We start from the raw sequence: 20,407 nt of genomic DNA, 5'->3' as shown, positions 1-20,407 counted from the left end.
ATCAACTATCCGCCATGGTGGCCAGGGCCGCCTTGTCGTAAACGCCGCGCATGGCGGTCGCCTGCCTTGCCAATGAAAATCTGCGGCTTCGGCGAGCCGCTGCTTCACCGAGCTCTCGCCGGCGCTGCGCGTCGCTGCAAAGGCTGTTGACGCATCTGGCGAGATCGCCCGAATCGCGCGCGTCGAAGAACATGGCCGCCCCGTCCCACAATTCGCGATAGGTCGAGATATCGGCGAGCACCAAAGGCGTCTTCGACATCGCGGCTTCCAGCGTGGCCAGGCCGAACGGTTCGTAGAGCGACGGCGATACGAAAATGCCTGCCCGGGCCATCAGCGAGCGCACTTCCTCATGTGGCACCGGTCCGACCGGAACGGCGTGACTGAAGCCAACATGCTGGCCGTCCGGGCCCTGCAAGGAGCCGGCGACGAAGACCGGCCATTGCGTCAGGGAGGCGGCCTGGTCCAGCACCGCCGCATTCTTTCCTTCGTCCCACCAGCGCGCGGCGGCGAAAACCACCGATTCCCGTCTTTCGCTCTTCGCGCCGGGCCGCGCCCCGTTGCCGACGACGCTCAGGTGGGCGATCGGCCCGTAGCAGGTTTCGAGCATGTCGGCATGGCTGCGGCTGGGTGCAACGATAATGCCTGCTTTGTCGAAACCGCGCCGGTTGCGGTCCTTCTGCCAAGCCCATTCGCCGTCCGCCGCCTTTCCCTTGACGGCGTGGAACCATGTCACCACGCAGGAATGCGACACCGTCACGACCGGGCAGGGCACATCGAGCCCCGCGGCCTGCGTCGGCGCGTTGAGATGGACGATTTCGACGGCGTAGTCACGTATGAGCGGGTGCAGCTCCTGCTGTAATGTGTCGAGGTCGTGCTCGTTGCGGGTCATCCAGTCGGGCGGCGTGTTGAGCCAGGTCAGCGCCGCGAATGACTGGGCCTCCTCCGCCTGCTGCCTGGACGGTTCCGGACCAAGCCCGGCAAGCACGACGCTGTCGCCGCCGGCGACCAGTTGCCTGGCCAGATCGAGCGCATAGCGCCAGACGCCACCGACGGCATCGACGGTCATCAGTATGCGACGCGGCGGGCTCAGCGTCCGCAACATGTGGCCTCCAATTCGGCCAGCGGACGCGGACGCTTCTCCTGGATGTCGCTGAACGTTCGGAAGGATGCGAGGTAATGTTCATGCGCGCGCTCCCAGGCGAGATCGTCCGGCTCGCCCCAAAGTTCGCGGTAGCTCGGCGAACTCGGATAAGGATAGAGCGGCACCGGTTCGTTGGCCCAAACGCCGTTGTCGATCAGGTGCTTCCGCCAATAATCGACGAGCGCGGGATCGTCCTCGACCACGCCGATCAGATTGGCCTGCACGAACGGCACGTGGCGCCTTGCGTCGACCAGCAACGCGGCCAGCTCCTCGGTGCCCAAACGGCAGCGTTTTGCCAGCATGGCGCGGCCTTCCACAGTCAGGCTTTCCAGGCCCGCCTCGATCGAGACGCAGCCGGCGGCACCGAGCAGCTTCAGCAATTCCGGCTTCCAGAGGTCAATACGGGTCTGCACGCCGAACTTCACATCGCGATCGACCAGCGCCTCCAGCAATGCCTTTTGCGGCAGGAAGATCTCGTCGATGAAGTAGATGTAGCCGACACCCTGTGCGATCAGCCGGTCGATCTCGGCGATCACTGCTTCGTGGTTCCGGCGGCGATAGGCATCGCGGAAATCGATCTTGGCGCAGAAGCTGCAATTATACGGGCAGCCGCGTGACGCCTCGACCTCCGCGCCAAAACCGACCTGGTTGTCGTCGAAGCGATGATGGTGGTGCGAATGGGCGGCAATCCAGTCCGATGGCCATTCGAGCGGCGGGTGATCGATGAACGAGCTCGCATGCACGCCGCCGTTCGAGACCAGTTCTCCATCCTCGAAATGGGCCGTGGACGGCACCGCAGTCCAGTCGTCGCGTCGGGCAAGTTCCGCGACCACTTCCTCGCATTCGCCGCGCACGACGATGTCGACGCCAAGCTTGCGCAAAGTCGGCGTCGGCGTCGCCGAGCCATGCGGCCCGACGGCGACGGTGCGACCGCCGCGCCCGGCAAGATGGTTGAGGAAATCGGCCGCCACGCGCAACTCGGGCGGTGCGCAGCGCCAGAACAGGTAGGTCGGCGCGGTGCTGACGACGGTCATGCCAGGCTCGAATGCGGCGACGCGATCGGCGAGCGCGGCGTTGTCGAGCTTCTGGATCTGCCCGTCCAGCATCAGCACCTCGTGGCCGGCGGCTTCGAGCAGCGCTTTCGAATAGCCGAGTTCGAGCGGCAGATGCGGTTGGCGGCAGCCGAAATAGATGCTGTCCTGGTACGTCCAGGACGGATTGACCAGGGCGACCTTCATGCCACGTACCTCGCCGGTTCGGGATGCGGGTCGAGGCGATGACGCTGCAGCCAGTCGGCGAGGTCGCGGATGCCGTTTTGCCACGGGACGTGCGCTTTCCATCCCAGCGCCGCCTCGATCGCGCGTGTGTCGGCGACGAAGAACGGTTGGTCGCCGGTGCGTTCGCGGTCGTAACGGATCGGAACGTCACGTTTCGTTATGTCGCGAATCTCCTTCAGCAGCATGCGCAGGCTGACGGCGTTTTGTGGTCCGCCGCCGAGATTGAATGCCTGGCCGCTGATTTCCTCGATCCGGTCGAGCACGGCGCGATAGGCCGCGACCGCATCGGCAACGTGGAGGATGTCGCGCACCTGCTTGCCGTCGCCATAGATGGTGATCGGCCGGTCGGAGAAGGCGCTAAGCAGGAAGTGGGCGACCCAGCCCTGATCCTCCGTCCCGAACTGGCGCGGTCCATAGATGCAGCTCATGCGCAGCACCGCCGTCGGCAGGTCGTATGACTTGGCGTAGTCGAGGACATACTGGTCCGCCGCGCCCTTGGAGCAGCCATAGGGCGTGCAGAAATCGAGGCCGCGCGTCTCGTCGATGCCGTGCGCATGGATGGCCGCGTCGCGAGGCGCGTATCTGCCGTCCTCTTCGCGCATGGCGAGGTCGGCGAGGCGGCCATAGACCTTGTTGGTGCTGGCGAAAACGACGGGGACGCGCTTGCCGCCGCGGCGAGCGGCTTCCAGGACGTTGAACGTTCCGCGCAGGTTAACGTCGAAATCCTCGTCCGGCCGAACCAGGCTCGTGGTGACGGCGGTCTGCGCGGCAAAGTGGAAAACCGCCTTCGAACGCGCCACCAGCGGCGCGAGCGCCTCTGCGTCGCGGATATCGGCGATTTCGATGGTCAGGCGGCTGCCGTGCTTTTGCGTCAGCCATTCCAGGTTCTGCTCGACGCCGGGACGGCTCAGGTTGTCGATGACCAGCACCAGTTCGCCATCCGACAACAGGCTGTCGGCGAGGTTGGAGCCGATGAAGCCGCTGCCGCCGATAATGGCGATGGGCATTTCGCGAAAATCGGGTGACTCCGGTCTCATGATACCAGCCCTCGCGCTTCGAGTTCCCGCTTCATCTCGGCGCTGCGATCGATGGCGACCGTGTTGCGCACCCAGGCGACGAAATCGCCGAGCGAATGCTCCAGCCGGTACTGCGGCTGGAAGCCGAGCAGTTCGCGCGCCTTGGAGATGTCGGCAAAGCAATTGCGGATATCGCCGGAGCGTGCCTTGCCGAGGATTTCCGGCTGGCGGCCAGGCACGCCCATCGCTTCGGCGAGCAGCCGGGCGACATCGCTGACCGCGTAGGCTCGCCCGCTGCCGATGTTGATGACGTGGCCGCGTGCCTGCGGCTGTTCCAGCGCCAGCCGGAAGGCGCGGGCGACGTCGCGTACATGCACGAAATCGCGCTGCTGTTCGCCGTCCTCGAAGATCAGCGGCCGCTGGCCGTTGGCGATGCGCGAGGCGAAGTTCGCGAGGACGCCGGTATACGGGTTCGAGAGCGCCTGTCCGGCGCCGAAGACATTGAACAGGCGCAGCGCCACCGCATCGACCCCATAGGCTTCGCCGAAGATCAGTACGGCGCGTTCCTGGGCGTATTTCGTCAGCGCGTAAATTGAGGCGAGATCGACCGGTTTCTGTTCGTCGGTCGGCAGCGGCGACAGGACTTCACCTTCCGGGGACAGGGGATTCCATTGGGCGCTGCGGATATCGTCCGGCTGCCGTCTTGCATTGTCGATGCGCCGGCCGTCCGGCGTCGCATAGAGACCCTCGCCATAGACGCTCATCGACGAAGCAACGACGATCCGTTCGATCGGGCGTTTGATCAGCGCTTCCAGCAACGTGGCGGTGCCGAGGTCGTTGGCGCCGACATAGCGGGCGATCTCGTACATGGACTGGCCGACGCCCACTTCAGCCGCCAGGTGAATGATCGCGTCGACATCGTCGACCGCCTCTGAGATGCCGTCGCGATCGCGAACGTCGCCTTTGATCAGCTTGGCGCCTGGCGGCAGGCTGATTGCCTCGCCACCATGCACCTGGTCCAGCAGCGCATCGAGAATTGAAACCCCATAGCCATGTTCAACGAGTTCCTGGGCGACGTGGCGGCCGATAAAACCGCAGCCTCCCGTGACCAGTATACGTTTCACGACAACTCCTCATACGAATGGCTTTGCCGCCCCAAACTTCCGGGCGAAAGGTTTGTTCCCTTGCTTCAACAAAGTTCCCGGAACGCTGCGCTCCGAAAGCGACCCCGCCTCGGGCTGGGCACGGGAACATCGAAGCGCGCTTGGTGTTAGGAGCCATAATCAACCAACCGCGCGCACATGCCGGGCAGCAATGCATCTGCTGGTTGTGTGAGGGCAGACCGGAGCAACGCGTGAGATCTCGCGGCCTGCGGTGGAATCGAAGGGAGATTGCGATGTCTGAATCCAGGACGACCACCGATCACGACGAAATCCGCCGTTGGGCCGAGGACCGCGACGGGCGACCGGCGGTGGTGCGCACCAAGGGCGAGGGAGGCATACTGCGCATCGACTTCGGCGAGCCTGAAGAGACGTTCGAGCCTGTCGAATGGGACGAGTTCTTCAGGATCTTCGATGAGAACGAACTGGCCTTCCTCTACCAGGATGAGACCAGCGGCGGAAAGACCAGCCGCTTCAACAAATTCGTCGAACGCAGCCGGAAGTAGGATCGCGGCAAACAGCGGCCACGGTCAGTGCAGCAGGTTTGGCCCGCGTGCCCTGACGATGTTTCGCATGATGCCGTTGAGCCAGTCCTCCGTGGAGGAGCCGGATCGTCTCTTGTCGATTTCGCCGATGGCCTGTTCGAGCGTTCGCTCGACCAGCCGGTCGGAGGCCTCCACATCTCCCAGCAGCAGGCGCGCCGCGAGCCTGAGCTTGGGCAGCAGCGAAAATACGTCGTCCGAGGGCTCCGACGCTCGGCCTCCTTTCGATGCCGACGTCTCGGCTGGGAAGAGAGCATCGAAGACAGCCTGGCCGTTCGAGGATTTTCGGAGGCTGCTGGCATAGCGAAGGCGCTCAGGAATAACGATGTCTTCATCGCCGCTGAAAAACACGAACGGCACGCCACGGCGCATCAACTCGTCGGCGATCGGGAATACCCGTCGTCCGTTGAGATTGACGTCCAGGATCGCGGCCTCCGCCTCGTCCGTATGTTTCGATGCCTGTTCGACCGTCGCCACCGGGCCAAGCACCACGGCGCCCATCTTGCTGAAGTAACGTGCAAGATCGCCCGCCAGCATCCATTCGTCCTCGACGATCAGGATATGCAAGCCTTGCAGGTCGCGCACCTCATTGTTCCTTCTTCCTGCGGAATTTACGGCTGTCGGCGCGGACTTCCGCAAAATGGCGGGCCAGGACCTCTTGCAACCGTTCCGCGAGCGCGAGCAGGCGAGGCGGGATGTTTTCAGATACCGGGAACTTGGTCAGATCCGGCGAGGGCAACAGGATTCGCTTGGCCGGCTTTATTTCAGGTGGTCGTCTTGCCATTGGAACCGCCTCCGAAGTCAAATGTTAATGCCCAGCCGCGGTGCTTTGTTCCGTTACTGGACTATTTACTGGCCTCAGGCTCGGCCCGGTCTTAGTCTGAGGCGTGATTAGGGTCGTTTGACGGCTTTGTGTTCGCGGCTGTTACCAGGGGCTTGGCGTGGCATCCCAGAATGGCAGATTTCCCATAGTCGGCGTCGGTGCATCGGCCGGCGGCATTCCGGCGATGGAGGGCTTGTTCAAGGGAATGACCGGCGGCACCGGCATGGCGTTCGTCGTCGTCACGCACCTCAGCCCGGAGCGGGAAAGCCTGCTGCACGAGGTCATCCGACGTTACACCGAAATGCCGGTCTTGGTGGCCGAGGAGGGGGCAGCGGTCCAACCCGACCAGGTCTATGTGATGCCGCAAAACGTCGTTCTCACCATCCGTAAGGGCGCGCTTTCGCTGCGCCGGCCGAACACGTTCAGCCGCGAGCGCAAGCCGATCGATATCTTCTTCAGCGCATTGGCCGAGGACCAGGGCGAGTATGCCGTCGGCATTATCTTGTCGGGTGGCGATTCGGACGGCACGCTCGGCGCCAGGGCAATCAAGGAGCATGGCGGGCTGACCATTGCCCAGGCCTCCAACGGTTCCGGCCCGCGCAATCCAGCCATGCCGCAGAGCGCGATTTCGAGCGGCCTGATCGACATAGCGGCGCCCGCCGAGCAGATCGGTGCAAAGCTTCAGGCGTTTGTCCGCGGTTTCGACGTGCTGAACGGCCTGACCGAAGCAGACGACGAACACAAGGCCGAGATGGATCGAGCCCGCGATGAAATCTACACCATTTTGCGCAGCCATTCCGGTCACGACTTTTCCGGCTACAAGGCCAAGACGTTCCTGCGTCGCGTAAAGCGGCGCATGCAGATAACGCAGCTGCAGTCGATCACCACCTACACAGAACGGCTGAAAAGGGATCCGGACGAGGTGGCGAAGCTGTTTCGCGACCTCCTCATCAACGTCACCAGCTTTTTTCGCGACGCCGAAGCGTTCAAATTGCTGGAGGACAAGATCATACCGCAGATTTTCGAAGGCAAGAACGCCTCCGATGCGGTGCGTGTGTGGGTGCCCGGCTGCGCCACCGGCGAGGAGGTGTTCTCGATCGGCATGCTGATGCGCGAGCGCATGGAGAAGCTTTCGGCGCCACCGCGCGTCCAGATATTCGCGACCGACATCGATGAGCCGGCGCTCGCGGTGGCGCGTGCGGCACGTTATCCAGAAGCGCTGCTGCACGGGCTTTCGCCCGAGCGCAGGCAACGCTTTTTCCACAGTGACGGCGAGAGCTATGTGCTCGGCAAGGAGGTGCGCGAACTGTGCATCTTTTCGCCGCACAGCATTATCCGCGACCCTCCCTTCTCGCGCATCGACATGATTTCGTGTCGCAACCTGCTGATCTATTTCGGCCCGCAGATCCAGAACCGGGTCATCCCGATCTTCCACTATGCGCTGCGCCCGGGCGGCTATCTGTTCCTCGGGACCTCGGAAACCATCGGTCAGCACGGTGACCTGTTCGCCACGGTCGACAAGAAGCAGCGGATATTCCAGGCGCGGGAACATGCCACGCCGCGGCCGCCGGTCCTGATCGGCAATGGCCGCACGGGTGCCCTTCCGGTCGGACGCGGCGGCTCGAAGAAGGATGCGGCCAGCCATTCACTGCGCCAGGCGATCGAGGCTCAGGTGCTGGAGCGGTTCGCCCCGCCTCACGTTCTGGTCAATGGCGATGGCGACATCGTCTACTATTCGGCGCGGACGGGCAAATATCTGGAAGCGCCGCAAGGCGCCCCGAGCCGGCAGTTGCTGACCCAGGCCCGCCACGGGCTGAGACTGGAACTGCGCGCCGCGTTGCGGGAAGCAGCCACGACGCGCCGCACGGTCGTGCGGGAGAACATAGCGGTCGAGGAAGACGACGGACAGCTTCAGGTCATTACATTGACGGTCGAGCCATACACGGAACGGGGTAATGGCGAGCCCCTCTACCTCGTCCTGTTCAATCCGGTGGGACAGTCCCAGATCCGCTCCGAGCCGGCACACGAAAGCCGCGGCACCGACGACGCGGCCGATCTCGAGCGGGAGTTGCGCGACACACGCGAGCGGCTGCAATCGACCATCGAGGAATACGAAACCGCGCTGGAGGAAGTAAAATCTTCGAACGAGGAACTCGTCTCCGTCAATGAAGAGGCGCAGTCGACCAATGAGGAGCTTGAGGCCTCGAAGGAGGAGATGCAGTCGCTCAATGAAGAGCTAAACACCATCAACGCGGAGCTGACCGGCAAGATAGAGGAACTCGATCGCGCCAACAGCGATCTCAGAAACTTGTTCGAAAGCACGGAAATCGCCACCATCTTCCTCGACCGCAACCTTGTGGTGCGGACCTTCACTCCCGCCGCGTCATCGTTCTTCAACTTGCGTCCGTCCGATGTCGGCCGCCCGCTGACCGATCTTTCGAGCCGACTCGATTACCCCGAGTTGAAGCGGCACATCCAGGCGGTGTTCGAGACGGGAGAGACCCTGAACCATCACCTTGCGCGCGATGACAACGGCCGGTTTCACCTGGTTCGCATCAACCCTTATCGGGACAAGAGCGGCGGCGTCCAAGGCGTGGTCGTGACCATGATCGACGTGACGACGCTGGCGCAGGCGGAAGAGCGTCAGCAGGTGCTCATCTCGGAGCTGAACCATCGCGTCAAGAACATGCTGGCGGTCGTCGCCAGCATCACCAACCGGACCCGTGAAAACTCGGCGTCGAAAGACGAGTTCGCCGACGCCTTGATCGGCCGCCTGCAGGCGATGTCACGAGCATACAGTCTGCTCTCGCGAGAAAGCTGGACCGAAGCTTCCGTCGAGGAACTGCTGCGCCAGGAACTCGATCCCTTCGGCGCCGAACGGTTCGAACTCCATGGCAAACGGGTGAGCCTCAAGCCGGTACAAGGGCTTTCCTTCGGCATGGCAATCCATGAACTGGCGACGAATGCCGCGAAATATGGCGCACTTTCGAAACCTGCCGGGCGGATAGTCGTGAAATGGTCGGTGGCGGACGGAACCTTCAGGCTCACTTGGCGCGAGAAGGGCGGCCCCCGCATCAAGGAGCCAACCGACAGCGGCTTCGGCCTTACTCTTCTGCGCGGAGAAATCGGCTACCGGCTGGGCGGAAAGGTTGAAACAACTTTCCACTCAAATGGTTTGGAGGCGGAAATCGCATTCCCTCTGACCCGTGAGGGCTCGTCGTGACCGGAAAGATGCGTGTGCTGATCGTCGAGGACGAATGGCTGATCGCCGACGACGCGGCGGCTTACCTGCGCAAAGCCGGCCATCAGGTGGTTGGACCTGTTTCGTCGGTAACGGCGGCACTCCGGCTCGTTGGCGAAGGCGGGATTGACGCCGCGTTGCTGGATATCCAGCTGAACGACGAGACCAGCTATCCGATCGCGGAAGCGTTACGGACGCGCGGTGTTCCGTTCGCCTTCCTCTCAGGCTTTGGCGAACGCGAAATTCCAGCCGGGTTCCGCGCTTGCAGGATGGTGCAGAAGCCGGCGAGCCAGAGTGCGATCCTGAATGCCGTGGATGAACTCGCGCGAGCCGGCTGAGGTCGCGATTGAAAGTGGCGCCAGGTCACATCGGCGTGGTGCGTGCCTGCCGCGAACGACGAACGCCTATGGCAATATCCGCACCGGTACCGATTTGACCGCCGGAACATGAGCCCTCTCGGCTCTGTGCCACAAAGGAACCAGCGGGTTGAGCTCGGGGTAGTAACCGGCGCAATTTCCCTCCGGCACCGAGTAAGGCGTGATGCGCAGTCCGTGCACGCGGCGCTCCACACCGTCCCGCGCGTTGGCTTCGAGATCGACCTCCTGTCCCGCGCTCAAACCGAGGCGCTGGATATCCTTTTCATTCATCAACAGCACCATGCGTGTGCCGCTGATGCCGCGCAGCCGGTCGTTGTAGCCGTAGACGGTCGTGTTGAACTGGTCGTTGGAGCGCACCGTGATCAGTGTCAGCACATCATCGCCGGCGACATCGATGTCAGGATCGGTTTCAAGGCCACTTGGCAGCTTGAAATTGGCCTTCTTGTTCGGCGTCTCCCACACCCGCTTGCTCGCCTTGATGTCGCGATGGAAGCCGCCGGGCGTCAGGAAACGCTCGTTGAAGTCGCGGAAATGTTGGGGGTAGCAGCGCTCGATTTCGTCGCGGATGCGGGAATAATCCCCAACCCACTCATCCCATGGGATCGAACTCCTGCCCGGCACCGTGGCCTTGGCGAGTTCGGCGACGATCCTGGGCTCTGAAAGCAGATGCGGCGAAGCCGGAGGTTGCGATCCGAACGAGCCGTGGATACAGGCGGTGGAATCCTCTACCGACACCCTTTGGTCGCCGCTTGCCTGATGGTCTCTTTCCAGGCGTGACAGGCAAGGCAGCAAATAGGTTGTCCGGCCGGCGATCAGGTGACTGCGGTTGAGCTTGGTCGCGATCTCGACATGCAGGTCGAGCCCACGCCAGGCTTTCTCGACCAGGCCGGTTTCCGGCACGGCCCGCACGAAATTGCCGCCGAGCCCGACAAAGCCCTTGACCGATCCGTCGATGACGCCTTCGCAGGTCTCGACCGTATCGAGACCTTTCTCGCGCGGCGGTTCAAAGGCGTAGAACTCGGCGAACCTGTCGAGCGGGACGAGCTCGGGCTTTTCCGATATGCCGACGGTGCGCTGTCCCTGGACATTGGAATGGCCGCGCAGCGGCGAAATGCCGGCGCCGGGTTTTCCGATATTGCCGCGCAGCATCAAAAGGTTGCACAGCATCTGGACGTTCTCGGTGCCGTGCCGATGCTGGGTCAGGCCCATGCCGTAATTGCCGATCACCGCGTTGGCATGGCTGTAGACCTCGGCGACATGCTCCAGGTCGGTCAGCGCAATGCCGGATCGCGCAACGATATCGCTCCACTGGGTTTTGCGCAGGAAGGCTTCGAATTCGGCGAAGCCATGCGTGTGTTCGGCGATGAAAGCCGTGTCGAGGACACGCGTCCTGCCGCTTTCGCGGGCGTCGTCGTCGAGCGCCAGCAACGCCTTGGCGATACCCGTCATCGCGGCGATATCGCCGCCCGAACGAACCTGGAAGTAGTCGCTGGACATTTTGGTACCCGGTCCGGGCGACAGCATGTCGAGGGGGTTTTGCGGATTCTTGAAGCGCTTCAGTCCCCGCTCGGGCAAGGGATTGAAAGTGAAGACGGGCACGTTGCGTTGACGTGCCTCCTGCAGCGGATGCAGCAGGCGCGGCGCCGTCACCCCGGTGTTGTGCCCGAAGAAGAACATCATGTCGCATTTCGCAAAGTCTTCGAGCTGCACGGTCCCCACCGGCGAGCCGATCGATTCCGGCAAGCCGACGGAGGTCGATTCATGACACATGTTGGACGAATCGGGCAGGTTCGAAGACCCATAGATCCGCGCAAAAAGCTGGTACATGAACGAGGCCTCGAGCGAGGCCCGGCCGGACGTGTAGAACACCACCGATTTGGGATCGAGCCGCCGCAGTTCGGCAGCTATGTCGCGGAATGCATCGTCCCAGGAAACCGGCTCGTAACGGTCGGTGGCGGCATTGTAGCGCATGGGCTCGGTAAGCCTGCCCTGCTTCTCAAGATCGTGGTCCGGCCAATCGAGCAGTTCCGTCACCGAATGCTCGGCGAAGAAAGCCGGTTCGCAGCGCAGCTTGGTCTGGTCCCACATCGTCGCCTTGGCGCCGTTTTCACAGAATTCGAAAGGCCTCGGCTGGGCTGGCTTTGCCCATGAGCAAGACACGCACATATAGCCGTCGGCCTTGTTCTGCTTGAGCAGCGTGCTCCATATCCCGGACAACAGCAGGCCTTCGCCTCGCGCCTTGCGGACCAGTGATTTGAGCGATCCCCAGCCGCCTGTCGGGTGGTCGTATTTCTTGGTTTCGATGCGATCGGTTACGGCGGGTCTCATGCAAGCCACTCCCTGTAAGAAGAGCACTCATACGAACCCGCCGTGAGGCTGAATGTTCCCGGCCGGCTCCGTCCCGTCACGCCGTTCCGTCTCGCCGGAACCATTTCCGCCATCGTTTGTTCGGCTCGAAGAAAGGAGCCGCGCGAAATGGAGCGACGTAACGCGTTAATTGCGATGGTGATTTCGGCCATCATCATCGTCGGCTTTCTCATCGGCTTTTTGTACGGCGATATGGGCTGGCGAACTTCGCCGCTCAAAAGAGCCCCTGAACAGAACCAGGGTGGCAATGCTCCGGCCGATACCTCGCCTGCCGCGGGCATCAAGAAGAACCCCAAGGAAAATACCGAAATGCCAGGCCAGCAATGAGTGAGACTCAGCAATGAAGGCAGGCAATGCCACGAACTGAAACGGGGTCCTGTTTTTGCGGCGCCATAACGGCGGAGATGCGCGGCGAGCCGTTCTGGATTTGCTCCGATCACGATGACGACTGCCGCAAGGCGATAGGAAGCCCGCTAACGGTGTGGGTCGGCTATCGGCCTTCCGAATTCACATTGCTCACCGGCACGCCCAAGACCTTTTCGAAAACCCCCGGCGTGCTCCGGTCCTTCTGTGCGGATTGCGGAACATCGATCGGCTATGTCGACCAGGGCCTGCCCGACGAACTCTATCTGTCGATCGGCTTTCTCGACCACCCCGAACGGCTTCCGCCGCAGGCCCACGCATATTGGGACATGAGGCTTCCCTGGGTCGACTTTCCAGACGAGCTGCCGCGGGTGGGAAGGTATTCGAGGCGGCGCGATCCGGCGTTCGGAAATCCGGCGGACCGCTAGCCTGCTGCCCGCCTGCAGGTGGAAAACGTACCGTTCGCAGTTTCGTACGAATACGACAATTGGCGCGCGGCCGAAAACGCGCAATTATAGGCCAATGGGCCGCCGTTTGGATGACAAGCTCGATTGCAAGGCGTGTGGGACGATCCTGATGGAAATTCCCGACAACCCGAAGGATTCGACGCCGATCTATTGCAGCAATTGCGGCGCCTATCTTGGCGAATGGGGCGATCTGCAGGAGGATTTCTTCAGGCAGGCGTTCGGCGCCCAGGCCTTCGATCTGAACAACGGAAACATCATCAAGAAATAATCCTGGATCCCGCCGGCCAAGCCACGGCCTGCGGGCCCGGCTATTCGCGGCAATTGCCGTTCGGACCGGCCCATCGGGAACCTTTCTCCCGAGCCGCTTGTTTGGGTGGCGGAAGGAGACACGCCATGAGCACAAAACCTCCCCCTGTGCCGCCGAAGAACCTGAGCCCAAAGGGCGCCGGTGACAAAAAATCGGTAGCAGCCGAACAGGCACCGCAATCAGCCGTTCCGGATCCCGACAAGCAGGGCCAGCAAGGCAATACGAAGGTCAACACCACCCATCAAGGCAACGTCCAGGATCGCTAGGTCATGTCCACGTCGAAGAAGACTCCTGCCAGCATCCGCCAGGGCGGTCCCGGCGCCGCGCACGAAAACGCCAAGAAGCCGCTGAGCGTCGAAAAGCCGCCGGCCGACTCCGACCGTCGCAGCCACAGCAGGGTCTCCGGCGGCGGTGGCGAACGCGACAGCCACCATACCCACGACCCCGAAAAGAAAGGCGACACCCGGCCCGCGCATCAGGACACGTGACGTCGGCCGGCGACGCGACGATCGGTGAGGTTCGAGCGAAGTGTCAGCGGGGACGGCGCGCCGAGGCAATCGGCACGACGTTGTCGACCACCGGCAAGTCGAACAGCATCGGAAGCCCCCGCGTCGCGGCCATTTCCACGATCAGTTCTTCGATGGAGTGATCGGTCAGACGCGTCTCGACGCCCAGCCGGATCATCGCCGCCAGCTTGTGCACCGGCACTGGCACGGACTTCGCCCGGTCGTCGAGCAGCTTGCTGATTTCGATCACGACGTCGGCGTCGATATTCCTGGGCAAGTCTCGCATAAGCGCCTCCCCGCCAAACGAAACGAAAAGCCCGCCGCACCTTTCGATACGGCGGGCGATCCAGTAATGCGTACCGGCGAGGGGATCGGGGTGGGCGTGCCGGCGCGCGCAGATCGCAAGTAATTTTAGTTAAATCCGTCAACTTCGATGTGTCACGGAAAAACGTCTGTACGCTTTTTACCGAACCGCGCGGAATCGCTGGCTGTCCCCGCCGTCGCGCGGCGCGGCAGCACAGATGGCGTGACCCATTGCCCTCCGGACAGCGAACTCAAACAGTATACATTATAAACTTAAAACATCTTGCCAGGTGATCCAGCCTATGCTCCACTTGAGCCGGGAACATGGCTGATAGGTCGATTTCTGCCGACACGTGGCTGCATTTCAAACGGCACGACTGCGAGAACACAGCCTCAAACGATATACGAAATCTTCGCATGGGAAGGCGTGGATGACGGAAACGATAGAGCTCAAACGGGTTGGCGATGGCAATCTGCGTGCCCAGGTCTATCAACAAATCCGGCTGACGATACAGCATGGCGAATTGGCGCCTGGCCAGAAGCTCGTCGATGTCGATATTGCCGCCCAGCTCGGTATTTCCAGAATGCCTGTTCGCGACGCCTTGATGCAGTTGGTGCATGAGGGCTATCTCGTCGGCACCACACGCGGCTTCACCCTGCCCACGCTTACCGCGACGGATGTCGCCGACATCTTCGAGGTCCGCCGCCTGCTTGAGCCACGGGCCGCCGCGCACGCCGCACGGACACTTGACGCCGCTGGCCTCAAGACGCTGGCAGCCGCGCTTCGGGAGGCCGAGGCTGCGGCCGCCGCCGGCGATGCCGACCGCTTTTTCCAGGCCAATTCGGCATTCAGGAATTGTTGGCTCGGCGCCGTCGAGAACGAGCGCCTTTCCCAAACGATTGCAAGGTTCGCCGACCATGTGCTCGTCGTCCGCTTAAGGACGCTGTCGCACCAGCCGACGCAGGCCGTCATCGTTGCCGGCATGCGCGCAATCTATGAGGCATTCGTCAAGCGCGACGCCGTCGCCGCTTACGACCGCATGACCCACTTCATTCAGAACGCCGAGGAGCGTTTCACGAAGCTTAGCCCACCGTTTCAAAACTCCAACGGTGAAGGTGAGGGCATGTCGCGGCAGGGGAAAGCATGATCAGGAAGCAGCACCCGCTGAAAGGGCCGAACAGGTTCAAACTCGGCGTCTTTTCAATGAATGCCGATGGCGGCCTGGCAATGACCACCGTTCCCGAGCGCTGGCGTGCCCGCTGGGAAGACAACCTAAACTCCGCCTGCATCGCCGATCGCGCCGGCCTCGAGTTTCTGCTGCCGATCGCCCGCTGGCGCGGCTTCGGCGGTTTGACGCATGTGCGGGAATGGTCGTTCGAGACGTTCACCTGGGCGGCGGGCCTTGCTGTCGCCACGGAAAACATCGGCCTGTTCATGACGGTGCATGTACCGCTGGTTCATCCGCTGCAGGCTGCCAAAGCGCTGGCGACGGTCGACCACATCTCCAACGGGCGTGCCGGCTTGAACATCGTCTGCGGCTGGAACCCGGATGAGTTCGCCATGTTCGGGCAGACGGTCGGCGAGCGGACCTACGATCAGGCCGAGGAATGGATCAACATCATCGCGCGTGCCTATCAATCGAGGGAGCCGTTCGACTTCGGCGGCGAGTTCTATGATCTGAAGGGCGTCGTCAGCCGGCCGCCAAGCCTGCAGGCGCCGCGACCGGTGACCATGAACGCCGCCTTCGGCGCGCCGGGGCGCAACTACGCAGCGCGCCACTGCGATTATCTGTTTTCGACCTTTTCCGAAATTGCGGACGGCCGTGCGCATGTGGTCGACATCACCAACCGCGCGGCCGAAGTCGGGCGCGAAGTCGGCGTCTATACGGTTTGTCACGTCGTCTGCCGGGAGACCCAGCAGGAAGCCGAGGATTACTACCGGCACTACGCGTTGGAATGCGCGGACGAGGGTGCGGTCGACGAGCACATGCGCAAGAAGAAGGAATTCGCGAACTCGCACGATGCGAAGGCTTTCACCGAATATCGGCAAAGGTTCGCCGGTGGTGCCGGGACGTTCCCGCTCATCGGCACGCCGGAAAAGATCGTCGACGACCTCACCGAGATCATGGAACAGGGTTATTCCGGCGCCGCCCTCACATTCGTCAACTACACCTACGAATTGCCCTTCTTCTGCGACCGCGTGCTGCCGCTGATGCGCCAGGCCGGGCTTCGAGTAAATTGATGCCGGCGGCCGCCATTCCGACGCCGTGGGTGGATGGGCACGACGCCATCAATCCGCGCGCGTTCAAGCAGGCTATGCGGGCCGTGGCGGGCTCGGTCGCCATCCTCGCGTCGGAACATGACGAGATCGGTTTTTGCGGCATCACGGCGACGGCTCTCTGCTCGTTCAGCGCCGAGCCGCCGTCGCTGCTGGCTTGTGTCAACCGCGTCAGCACCTTTGCCTCGGTCATTCACGAAGGTTTGCCGTTTTCGGTCAATCTTCCCGCCGGCGACCAGGAGAACGTTGTACGTGCCTTTGGCGGCATGACCAAAGCCAAGGGCGCCGCGCGGTTCTCGTCCGGATCATGGGTGCGTGGCGAAACCGGCGCGCCCTTGCTTGTCGGCGCACGGGCAATATTCGAATGCCGGGTGGCCGAAATCATCGTGCGGGCATCGCACATGATCGTCATCGGCATCGTGTCGGGCGTTGCGCTGGACCGCGCTCATCGATCGCCGGTCTTCTACGCGCATGGGCGGTTCCTGACAGTAGGAGATGATGCCAACTAACCGCCGTTCACGCGGCGGCGCGGCGATTGCAATTTTAGATCGAACCCGATCATGGACGAACTATCAAAGGGAGTATGGCAATGCGCATTTGGAAATCCCTCGTTCTGGCTGCACTCATGTCGGGTGTGGCGGGTAGCGCCGCGGCCGAAGAGGTCGTCCTCAACGCCGTGCATTTTACGCCGACGCAGAACGGCTACGCGCAGAGCTTCCTGAAGTTCGTTCAGAAGGTGAACGAAAAGGGCAAGGGCGTGGTCCAGATCAACGTCCGTGGCGGGCCGGAGGTCATTCCGCCGATCCAGCAGGGCGCGGCGCTCAGGAGCGGCCTGATCGATGTGATCGACACACCGGCAGGGCAGTTCCTCGAACTCGTGCCCGAAGGCGAGGTTTTCTCCGCATCGACGAAGACGCCGTGGGAGGTCCGCGACAATGGCGGCTGGGATTTCATCAGCGGAATTTTCGAGAAGAAGGCCAATGCCCACCTGCTGGCGCATGTCGACGCGGGCTCGGGCTTCAACGTCTTCACCGTCGACGAACCCAAGCTCAACAGCGAAGGCAGCATCGACTGGGGCAGCCTGAAAATCCGCTCGTCGCCGCTCTACCGCGATTTCCTTGAATCCTTGGGCGCAACGGTGATCGTGCAGGCGCCGGGGGATGTCTATACCTCGCTCGAGCGCGGCGTCGTCAATGCCAACGCGTATACCGTGTTTGGCTATGCGTCGTTCGGCTGGGACAAATTCACCAAATACCGTGTCGACCCGCAGTTCTTCAAAACCGACGTGCTGATCTCGATCAACAAGGCCAAATGGGACACGCTGTCGCCCGAAGCGCAGAAGCTGCTTGCCGACACGGCCGTCGAATACGAGCGCGCGAGCTATGACGCCAACCTTGCCCAGTCCGAAAAACAGGCACAGGCGATGATTGACGGCGGGCAGAAGGTGATCAGCTTGACCGGCGCCGGCCGCGACAAATTCCTGGCGGCTGCCACGCAGGCGAGCTGGGCGAGAATGGCCAAACGCGATCCCACCAACATCGATCAGTTGAAGAAATTCTTCCAGTAGCCCGAGCCGAGGGTGCCTTGCGTGCCCTCCATCAAAGCTGGGCCAAGAGGACGAAGGTGGACATGGGGGTCGTCGGGCATGGACAGATTGTTTGCAGCGATTGGGAAGCTGAGCCTTGCGTTGGCGGCGGCGGCAAAAGTGGTGCTTGGCCTCATCATCGTCGCGGTGGTTGCTGATGTGTGCGTCCGCAATCTGGGCCTGAGGCCGCTTGCCTGGGCGGTGTCGGCGACGGAATACGGCCTGCTTTACGCGGCATTTCTGCCGATGCCATGGCTGGTCCACAGCAAGGGCCATGTCTTCGTCGAGTTCCTGCGCCAGGCGCTGCCGGTGCGGGCACGGGCGGTGCTTGAAAAGCTGGTCTATCTCGCCTGCATCGGCGTCAGCCTCTACCTCGGCAGCGTCGCTCTGTCTTCGCTGACAAGTGCCGTTGCGGGCGGCGAATATGAAACGCGCAGCTTCGATATGCCGAAATGGCTGGTCTTTCTGCCCATCATGCTCGCCTTCTATCTCTCGGCGCTGGAATGGCTCAGATATCTGCTCGGCCGTGACACGCTGTACACGCTCGATCCGCTGGAAATGGAAGGCCTCTGACCGGTGGCCTGGCTGTTTCCATTCGCCGTGCTCGTTGGCACCATCCTGGTGTTGATGGGGCTTGGGCTGCCGGTCGCCTTCGCGTTCTTCGTCACCAATGTGATCGGGCTGTATCTGTTCTTCGGCGGCTCGATCGGCGTGACGCAGATGGTCGCCAACTTCTCCGACGCTGTCTCGACCTACGCGCTTGCCCCGCTGCCGATGTTTCTCGTCATGGGCAGCCTGTTCTTCCGCTCCGGCCTCGGCGAGAAGGTCATCTACGCGCTCGACCTGTGCATCGGCAATCTGCGCGGACGCCTCGCCTATGTCGTCCTCGCCGCCGGCACGATCTTTTCCGCGCTGTCGGGCTCGAGCCTCGCCAATACCGGCATGATGGGCTCGCTGATGGTGCCCGAGATGCTGAAGCGGGGCTACAAGCCGCATATGGCCTACGGGCCGGTGCTTGGCGCCGGAAGCCTTGCCGTCATCATCCCGCCATCCTCGCTGGCCGTCTTGCTCGGCTCGCTGGCCCAGATCGACGTCGGCGCGCTGCTCATAGCGGGGGCTTTGCCCGGACTGCTGCTCGTTGTCATGTACGCGGCGCTGATCTTCGCGCAGACAGAGATCGATCCGGACGCCGCTCCGCACTATCCGGTACCCGCCGTTCCCGCGGCCGAGAAGGTGAGGGCGGTCGCCGTCAACATCATTCCGATGAGCGTCATCGTGTTCATGGTGGTCGGCACGATCATCCTTGGGATAGCGACGCCGACGGAATCGGCCGGACTCGGCTGTGCCGCCGTCTTCGCCTTGTTGTTTGTCTACCGACGGTTCAGCTGGTCGGTTGTCTGGAAGTCGCTGGACGATGCGATGAAGGTCACCGGCATGACCTTCCTGATCATCTCGGCTTCGACGACGTTCTCGCAGATATTCGCCTTCTCCGGCGCCTCCAACGGCTTTATCCAGTTCATCGTCGGCTACGATCTTGGACCGTATCCCATGCTGCTCATGATGGTGCTCGTCATCCTGCTGCTCGGCATGTTCATGGATCAGGTCTCGATGATGCTGATCACGCTGCCGATCTTCCTGCCGATCGCCCAGCAATTCGGCTACGAGCCGGTATGGTTCGGGCTGATCCTGCTGCTCGCCTACGAGGTCGGCTTCACCACGCCGCCGTTTGGTCTGCTGCTGTTCATCATGATCGGCGTTGCGCCGAAAGGCACATCGCTCAAGACCGTTGCCATGGCTGCGGCGCCTTACATCGCGCTGACGCTTCTGCTGATCCTGCTGATTGTCCTCTTTCCGCAGATCGCTCTCTTTCTTCCGAATTTGATCTAGTCGAACTCGATCCAGCAGGTGTCCACATGCGCTTTGCCTATCTTGCTTTCTTCCATGATGACCGCGAGGCAAATTTGGCCATCGCCGGCGAAGATGTTGACGCTGTGCGGCGTGTGATTGCATCGACGCCGGGCCTTGCGCTTGCCAACATCTATTTGCCCGAAGTGGCGACGGACATGTTCAACAACGATGGTCCACCGCCGGTCTTTGGCTTCCAGCTCTATTTCGACGAACTGGCGGACATGGAGGCGGCGCTGGCGCCGTCCGGCCATCTGCAGGCGCTTGCCGCACCTGGTATGCTGTCGAGCATCGCCGGTTCGAGGCCGACGCAACAGGCAATGTGCGTGCGTCCGTTTCCCGTCGACGACGCTGGCGTCAAGACGTCCGGGCTCCCCTGCAGCTATCTTGTCCACTATCCCGGGCCGGCCGAAGACATGAATGCCTGGCTCTACCACTATGTGACGCATCATCCGCAATTGATGCGGGGCTTCCCCGGCATTCGCCACATCGAGGTTCTGTCGCGACTGGATTGGTGCGGTTCGCTGCCCTGGCCGCGGATCGACCATATGCAGCGCAATCGCGTCATGTTCGACAGTCCCGCTGCATTGACGCACGCGCTGCAATCGCCGGCGCGGCTGGAGATGCGCGCCGACTACAAGACCTTCCCGCCGTTTTCAGGCGGCAGCGGGCATTTTCCGATGTCGACGGAAGCCGTGCATCCTTCGTCAAGGGCCACATAGGCAAACAGGTTTTTGCCGACGCCGAAA

General features: G+C 62.3%; 23 protein-coding genes. 15 read left to right on the top strand and 8 right to left on the bottom strand.

Annotated features, from left to right (window positions below):
- Nucleotide 1: 1 nt before the first annotated feature.
- From NKI39_RS05075 to NKI39_RS05060, 4 genes are read right to left on the bottom strand one after another with little or no spacing between them, the layout of a single operon-like run.
- Complete coding sequence (locus tag NKI39_RS05075; protein WP_352502185.1) at nucleotides 2-1,102, bottom strand: glycosyltransferase family 4 protein; 1,101 nt, start codon at nucleotides 1,100-1,102, stop codon at nucleotides 2-4.
- Nucleotides 1,087-2,379, bottom strand: a complete 1,293-nt coding sequence (locus NKI39_RS05070; RefSeq protein ID WP_352502186.1) for a TIGR04295 family B12-binding domain-containing radical SAM protein — start codon at nucleotides 2,377-2,379, stop codon at nucleotides 1,087-1,089. The genes NKI39_RS05075 and NKI39_RS05070 overlap by 16 nt, the downstream gene beginning before the upstream one ends.
- Nucleotides 2,376-3,455: an NAD-dependent epimerase/dehydratase family protein gene (locus NKI39_RS05065; protein WP_352830882.1), complete on the bottom strand. Its 1,080-nt coding sequence runs from the start codon at nucleotides 3,453-3,455 to the stop codon at nucleotides 2,376-2,378. The genes NKI39_RS05070 and NKI39_RS05065 overlap by 4 nt, the downstream gene beginning before the upstream one ends.
- The gene (locus NKI39_RS05060) at nucleotides 3,452-4,558 is read right to left on the bottom strand and encodes an NAD-dependent epimerase/dehydratase family protein (protein ID WP_352502188.1); all 1,107 of its coding nucleotides are present in this window, start codon (nucleotides 4,556-4,558) and stop codon (nucleotides 3,452-3,454) included. Before NKI39_RS05060 ends, NKI39_RS05065 begins: the two co-directional genes overlap by 4 nt.
- Nucleotides 4,559-4,830: 272 nt before the next feature.
- On the opposite strand from NKI39_RS05060, the gene NKI39_RS05055 reads away from it, so the two are divergent.
- Nucleotides 4,831-5,100: a hypothetical protein gene (locus NKI39_RS05055; RefSeq protein ID WP_352472886.1), complete on the top strand. Its 270-nt coding sequence runs from the start codon at nucleotides 4,831-4,833 to the stop codon at nucleotides 5,098-5,100.
- Between the two features lie 24 nt (nucleotides 5,101-5,124).
- On the opposite strand, the gene NKI39_RS05050 is transcribed toward NKI39_RS05055, so the two are convergent.
- Together NKI39_RS05050 and NKI39_RS05045 are read right to left on the bottom strand one after the other, a co-directional pair.
- Nucleotides 5,125-5,721, bottom strand: coding sequence for a response regulator (locus NKI39_RS05050; protein ID WP_352502189.1), 597 nt, complete (start codon nucleotides 5,719-5,721; stop codon nucleotides 5,125-5,127).
- A gap of 1 nt (nucleotide 5,722) precedes the next feature.
- On the bottom strand, nucleotides 5,723-5,920 hold the full coding sequence (locus NKI39_RS05045; RefSeq protein ID WP_352502190.1) for a hypothetical protein: 198 nt from the start codon (nucleotides 5,918-5,920) through the stop codon (nucleotides 5,723-5,725).
- 157 nt (nucleotides 5,921-6,077) lie between these two features.
- On the opposite strand from NKI39_RS05045, the gene NKI39_RS05040 reads away from it, so the two are divergent.
- A complete protein-coding gene (locus NKI39_RS05040) occupies nucleotides 6,078-9,182 on the top strand; it encodes a CheR family methyltransferase (RefSeq protein ID WP_352502191.1) in 3,105 nt (1,034 codons plus the stop codon).
- Nucleotides 9,183-9,190: 8 nt separating this feature from the next.
- Nucleotides 9,191-9,538: a response regulator gene (locus NKI39_RS05035; protein WP_352502221.1), complete on the top strand. Its 348-nt coding sequence runs from the start codon at nucleotides 9,191-9,193 to the stop codon at nucleotides 9,536-9,538.
- A gap of 66 nt (nucleotides 9,539-9,604) precedes the next feature.
- Here the strand turns inward: NKI39_RS05035 and NKI39_RS05030 are convergent, their stop codons facing one another.
- Nucleotides 9,605-11,905 (bottom strand): FdhF/YdeP family oxidoreductase, encoded by a 2,301-nt coding sequence (locus tag NKI39_RS05030; protein ID WP_352830880.1) that lies wholly within the window; start codon nucleotides 11,903-11,905, stop codon nucleotides 9,605-9,607.
- A 42-nt stretch (nucleotides 11,906-11,947) separates the two neighbouring features.
- On the opposite strand from NKI39_RS05030, the gene NKI39_RS05025 reads away from it, so the two are divergent.
- The 5 genes from NKI39_RS05025 (at nucleotide 11,948) to NKI39_RS05005 (ending at nucleotide 13,569) form a co-directional block, all read left to right on the top strand.
- The gene (locus NKI39_RS05025) at nucleotides 11,948-12,271 is read left to right on the top strand and encodes a hypothetical protein (protein WP_352830878.1); all 324 of its coding nucleotides are present in this window, start codon (nucleotides 11,948-11,950) and stop codon (nucleotides 12,269-12,271) included.
- 26 nt (nucleotides 12,272-12,297) lie between these two features.
- On the top strand, nucleotides 12,298-12,735 hold the full coding sequence (locus NKI39_RS05020) for a GFA family protein (protein WP_352830876.1): 438 nt from the start codon (nucleotides 12,298-12,300) through the stop codon (nucleotides 12,733-12,735).
- Nucleotides 12,736-12,883: 148 nt separating this feature from the next.
- Nucleotides 12,884-13,042 (top strand): hypothetical protein, encoded by a 159-nt coding sequence (locus NKI39_RS05015; RefSeq protein WP_023716639.1) that lies wholly within the window; start codon nucleotides 12,884-12,886, stop codon nucleotides 13,040-13,042.
- 125 nt (nucleotides 13,043-13,167) lie between these two features.
- Nucleotides 13,168-13,347: a hypothetical protein gene (locus NKI39_RS05010; protein ID WP_352502193.1), complete on the top strand. Its 180-nt coding sequence runs from the start codon at nucleotides 13,168-13,170 to the stop codon at nucleotides 13,345-13,347.
- A 3-nt stretch (nucleotides 13,348-13,350) separates the two neighbouring features.
- Nucleotides 13,351-13,569, top strand: coding sequence for a hypothetical protein (locus NKI39_RS05005; protein ID WP_352502194.1), 219 nt, complete (start codon nucleotides 13,351-13,353; stop codon nucleotides 13,567-13,569).
- Between the two features lie 43 nt (nucleotides 13,570-13,612).
- Here the strand turns inward: NKI39_RS05005 and NKI39_RS05000 are convergent, their stop codons facing one another.
- Entirely contained in the window at nucleotides 13,613-13,873 is a 261-nt protein-coding gene (locus NKI39_RS05000) for a hypothetical protein (RefSeq protein ID WP_352502195.1), read from the bottom strand.
- Nucleotides 13,874-14,321: 448 nt separating this feature from the next.
- Between NKI39_RS05000 and NKI39_RS04995 the strand changes: the two genes are divergently transcribed.
- The 7 genes from NKI39_RS04995 to NKI39_RS04965 all read left to right on the top strand — a co-directional run bounded on the left by NKI39_RS04995 (nucleotide 14,322) and on the right by NKI39_RS04965 (nucleotide 20,380).
- Nucleotides 14,322-15,038 (top strand): GntR family transcriptional regulator, encoded by a 717-nt coding sequence (locus tag NKI39_RS04995; protein ID WP_352502196.1) that lies wholly within the window; start codon nucleotides 14,322-14,324, stop codon nucleotides 15,036-15,038.
- Nucleotides 15,038-16,132: an LLM class flavin-dependent oxidoreductase gene (locus NKI39_RS04990; protein ID WP_352502222.1), complete on the top strand. Its 1,095-nt coding sequence runs from the start codon at nucleotides 15,038-15,040 to the stop codon at nucleotides 16,130-16,132. Before NKI39_RS04995 ends, NKI39_RS04990 begins: the two co-directional genes overlap by 1 nt.
- Nucleotides 16,132-16,677 carry a flavin reductase family protein gene (locus NKI39_RS04985; protein WP_352830873.1) on the top strand — a complete coding sequence of 182 codons (546 nt, stop codon included), beginning with the start codon at nucleotides 16,132-16,134 and terminating at the stop codon, nucleotides 16,675-16,677. Before NKI39_RS04990 ends, NKI39_RS04985 begins: the two co-directional genes overlap by 1 nt.
- 80 nt (nucleotides 16,678-16,757) lie before the next feature.
- The gene (gene dctP / locus NKI39_RS04980; protein ID WP_352472899.1) at nucleotides 16,758-17,735 is read left to right on the top strand and encodes a TRAP transporter substrate-binding protein DctP; all 978 of its coding nucleotides are present in this window, start codon (nucleotides 16,758-16,760) and stop codon (nucleotides 17,733-17,735) included.
- Between the two features lie 78 nt (nucleotides 17,736-17,813).
- Entirely contained in the window at nucleotides 17,814-18,326 is a 513-nt protein-coding gene (locus NKI39_RS04975; protein ID WP_352502198.1) for a TRAP transporter small permease, read from the top strand.
- A gap of 3 nt (nucleotides 18,327-18,329) precedes the next feature.
- Nucleotides 18,330-19,640 carry a TRAP transporter large permease gene (locus NKI39_RS04970; RefSeq protein ID WP_352502199.1) on the top strand — a complete coding sequence of 437 codons (1,311 nt, stop codon included), beginning with the start codon at nucleotides 18,330-18,332 and terminating at the stop codon, nucleotides 19,638-19,640.
- Nucleotides 19,641-19,666: 26 nt separating this feature from the next.
- On the top strand, nucleotides 19,667-20,380 hold the full coding sequence (locus NKI39_RS04965; protein WP_352502200.1) for a hypothetical protein: 714 nt from the start codon (nucleotides 19,667-19,669) through the stop codon (nucleotides 20,378-20,380).
- Nucleotides 20,381-20,407: the final 27 nt, after the last annotated feature.

It is taken from the genome of Mesorhizobium sp. M0664, from assembly GCF_040320565.1.
Classification (GTDB): domain Bacteria; phylum Pseudomonadota; class Alphaproteobacteria; order Rhizobiales; family Rhizobiaceae; genus Mesorhizobium.
This window is presented reverse-complemented; position numbering and strand designations above follow the sequence as displayed.

Excerpts from the sequence above, each read along its gene's own strand:
- NKI39_RS05075 (WP_352502185.1), bottom strand. The coding sequence starts at position 1,102 with ATGTTGCGGACGCTGAGCCCGCCGCGTCGCATACTGATGACCGTCGAT.
- NKI39_RS05070 (WP_352502186.1), bottom strand. The coding sequence starts at position 2,379 with ATGAAGGTCGCCCTGGTCAATCCGTCCTGGACGTACCAGGACAGCATC.
- NKI39_RS05065 (WP_352830882.1), bottom strand. The coding sequence starts at position 3,455 with ATGAGACCGGAGTCACCCGATTTTCGCGAAATGCCCATCGCCATTATC.
- NKI39_RS05055 (WP_352472886.1), top strand. The coding sequence starts at position 4,831 with ATGTCTGAATCCAGGACGACCACCGATCACGACGAAATCCGCCGTTGG.
- NKI39_RS05045 (WP_352502190.1), bottom strand. The coding sequence starts at position 5,920 with ATGGCAAGACGACCACCTGAAATAAAGCCGGCCAAGCGAATCCTGTTG.
- NKI39_RS05035 (WP_352502221.1), top strand. The coding sequence starts at position 9,191 with ATGCGTGTGCTGATCGTCGAGGACGAATGGCTGATCGCCGACGACGCG.
- NKI39_RS05030 (WP_352830880.1), bottom strand. The coding sequence starts at position 11,905 with ATGAGACCCGCCGTAACCGATCGCATCGAAACCAAGAAATACGACCAC.
- NKI39_RS05020 (WP_352830876.1), top strand. The coding sequence starts at position 12,298 with ATGCCACGAACTGAAACGGGGTCCTGTTTTTGCGGCGCCATAACGGCG.
- NKI39_RS05015 (WP_023716639.1), top strand. The coding sequence starts at position 12,884 with ATGGAAATTCCCGACAACCCGAAGGATTCGACGCCGATCTATTGCAGC.
- NKI39_RS05010 (WP_352502193.1), top strand. The coding sequence starts at position 13,168 with ATGAGCACAAAACCTCCCCCTGTGCCGCCGAAGAACCTGAGCCCAAAG.
- NKI39_RS05005 (WP_352502194.1), top strand. The coding sequence starts at position 13,351 with ATGTCCACGTCGAAGAAGACTCCTGCCAGCATCCGCCAGGGCGGTCCC.
- NKI39_RS05000 (WP_352502195.1), bottom strand. The coding sequence starts at position 13,873 with ATGCGAGACTTGCCCAGGAATATCGACGCCGACGTCGTGATCGAAATC.
- NKI39_RS04995 (WP_352502196.1), top strand. The coding sequence starts at position 14,322 with ATGACGGAAACGATAGAGCTCAAACGGGTTGGCGATGGCAATCTGCGT.
- NKI39_RS04985 (WP_352830873.1), top strand. The coding sequence starts at position 16,132 with ATGCCGGCGGCCGCCATTCCGACGCCGTGGGTGGATGGGCACGACGCC.
- dctP (WP_352472899.1), top strand. The coding sequence starts at position 16,758 with ATGCGCATTTGGAAATCCCTCGTTCTGGCTGCACTCATGTCGGGTGTG.
- NKI39_RS04975 (WP_352502198.1), top strand. The coding sequence starts at position 17,814 with ATGGACAGATTGTTTGCAGCGATTGGGAAGCTGAGCCTTGCGTTGGCG.
- NKI39_RS04965 (WP_352502200.1), top strand. The coding sequence starts at position 19,667 with ATGCGCTTTGCCTATCTTGCTTTCTTCCATGATGACCGCGAGGCAAAT.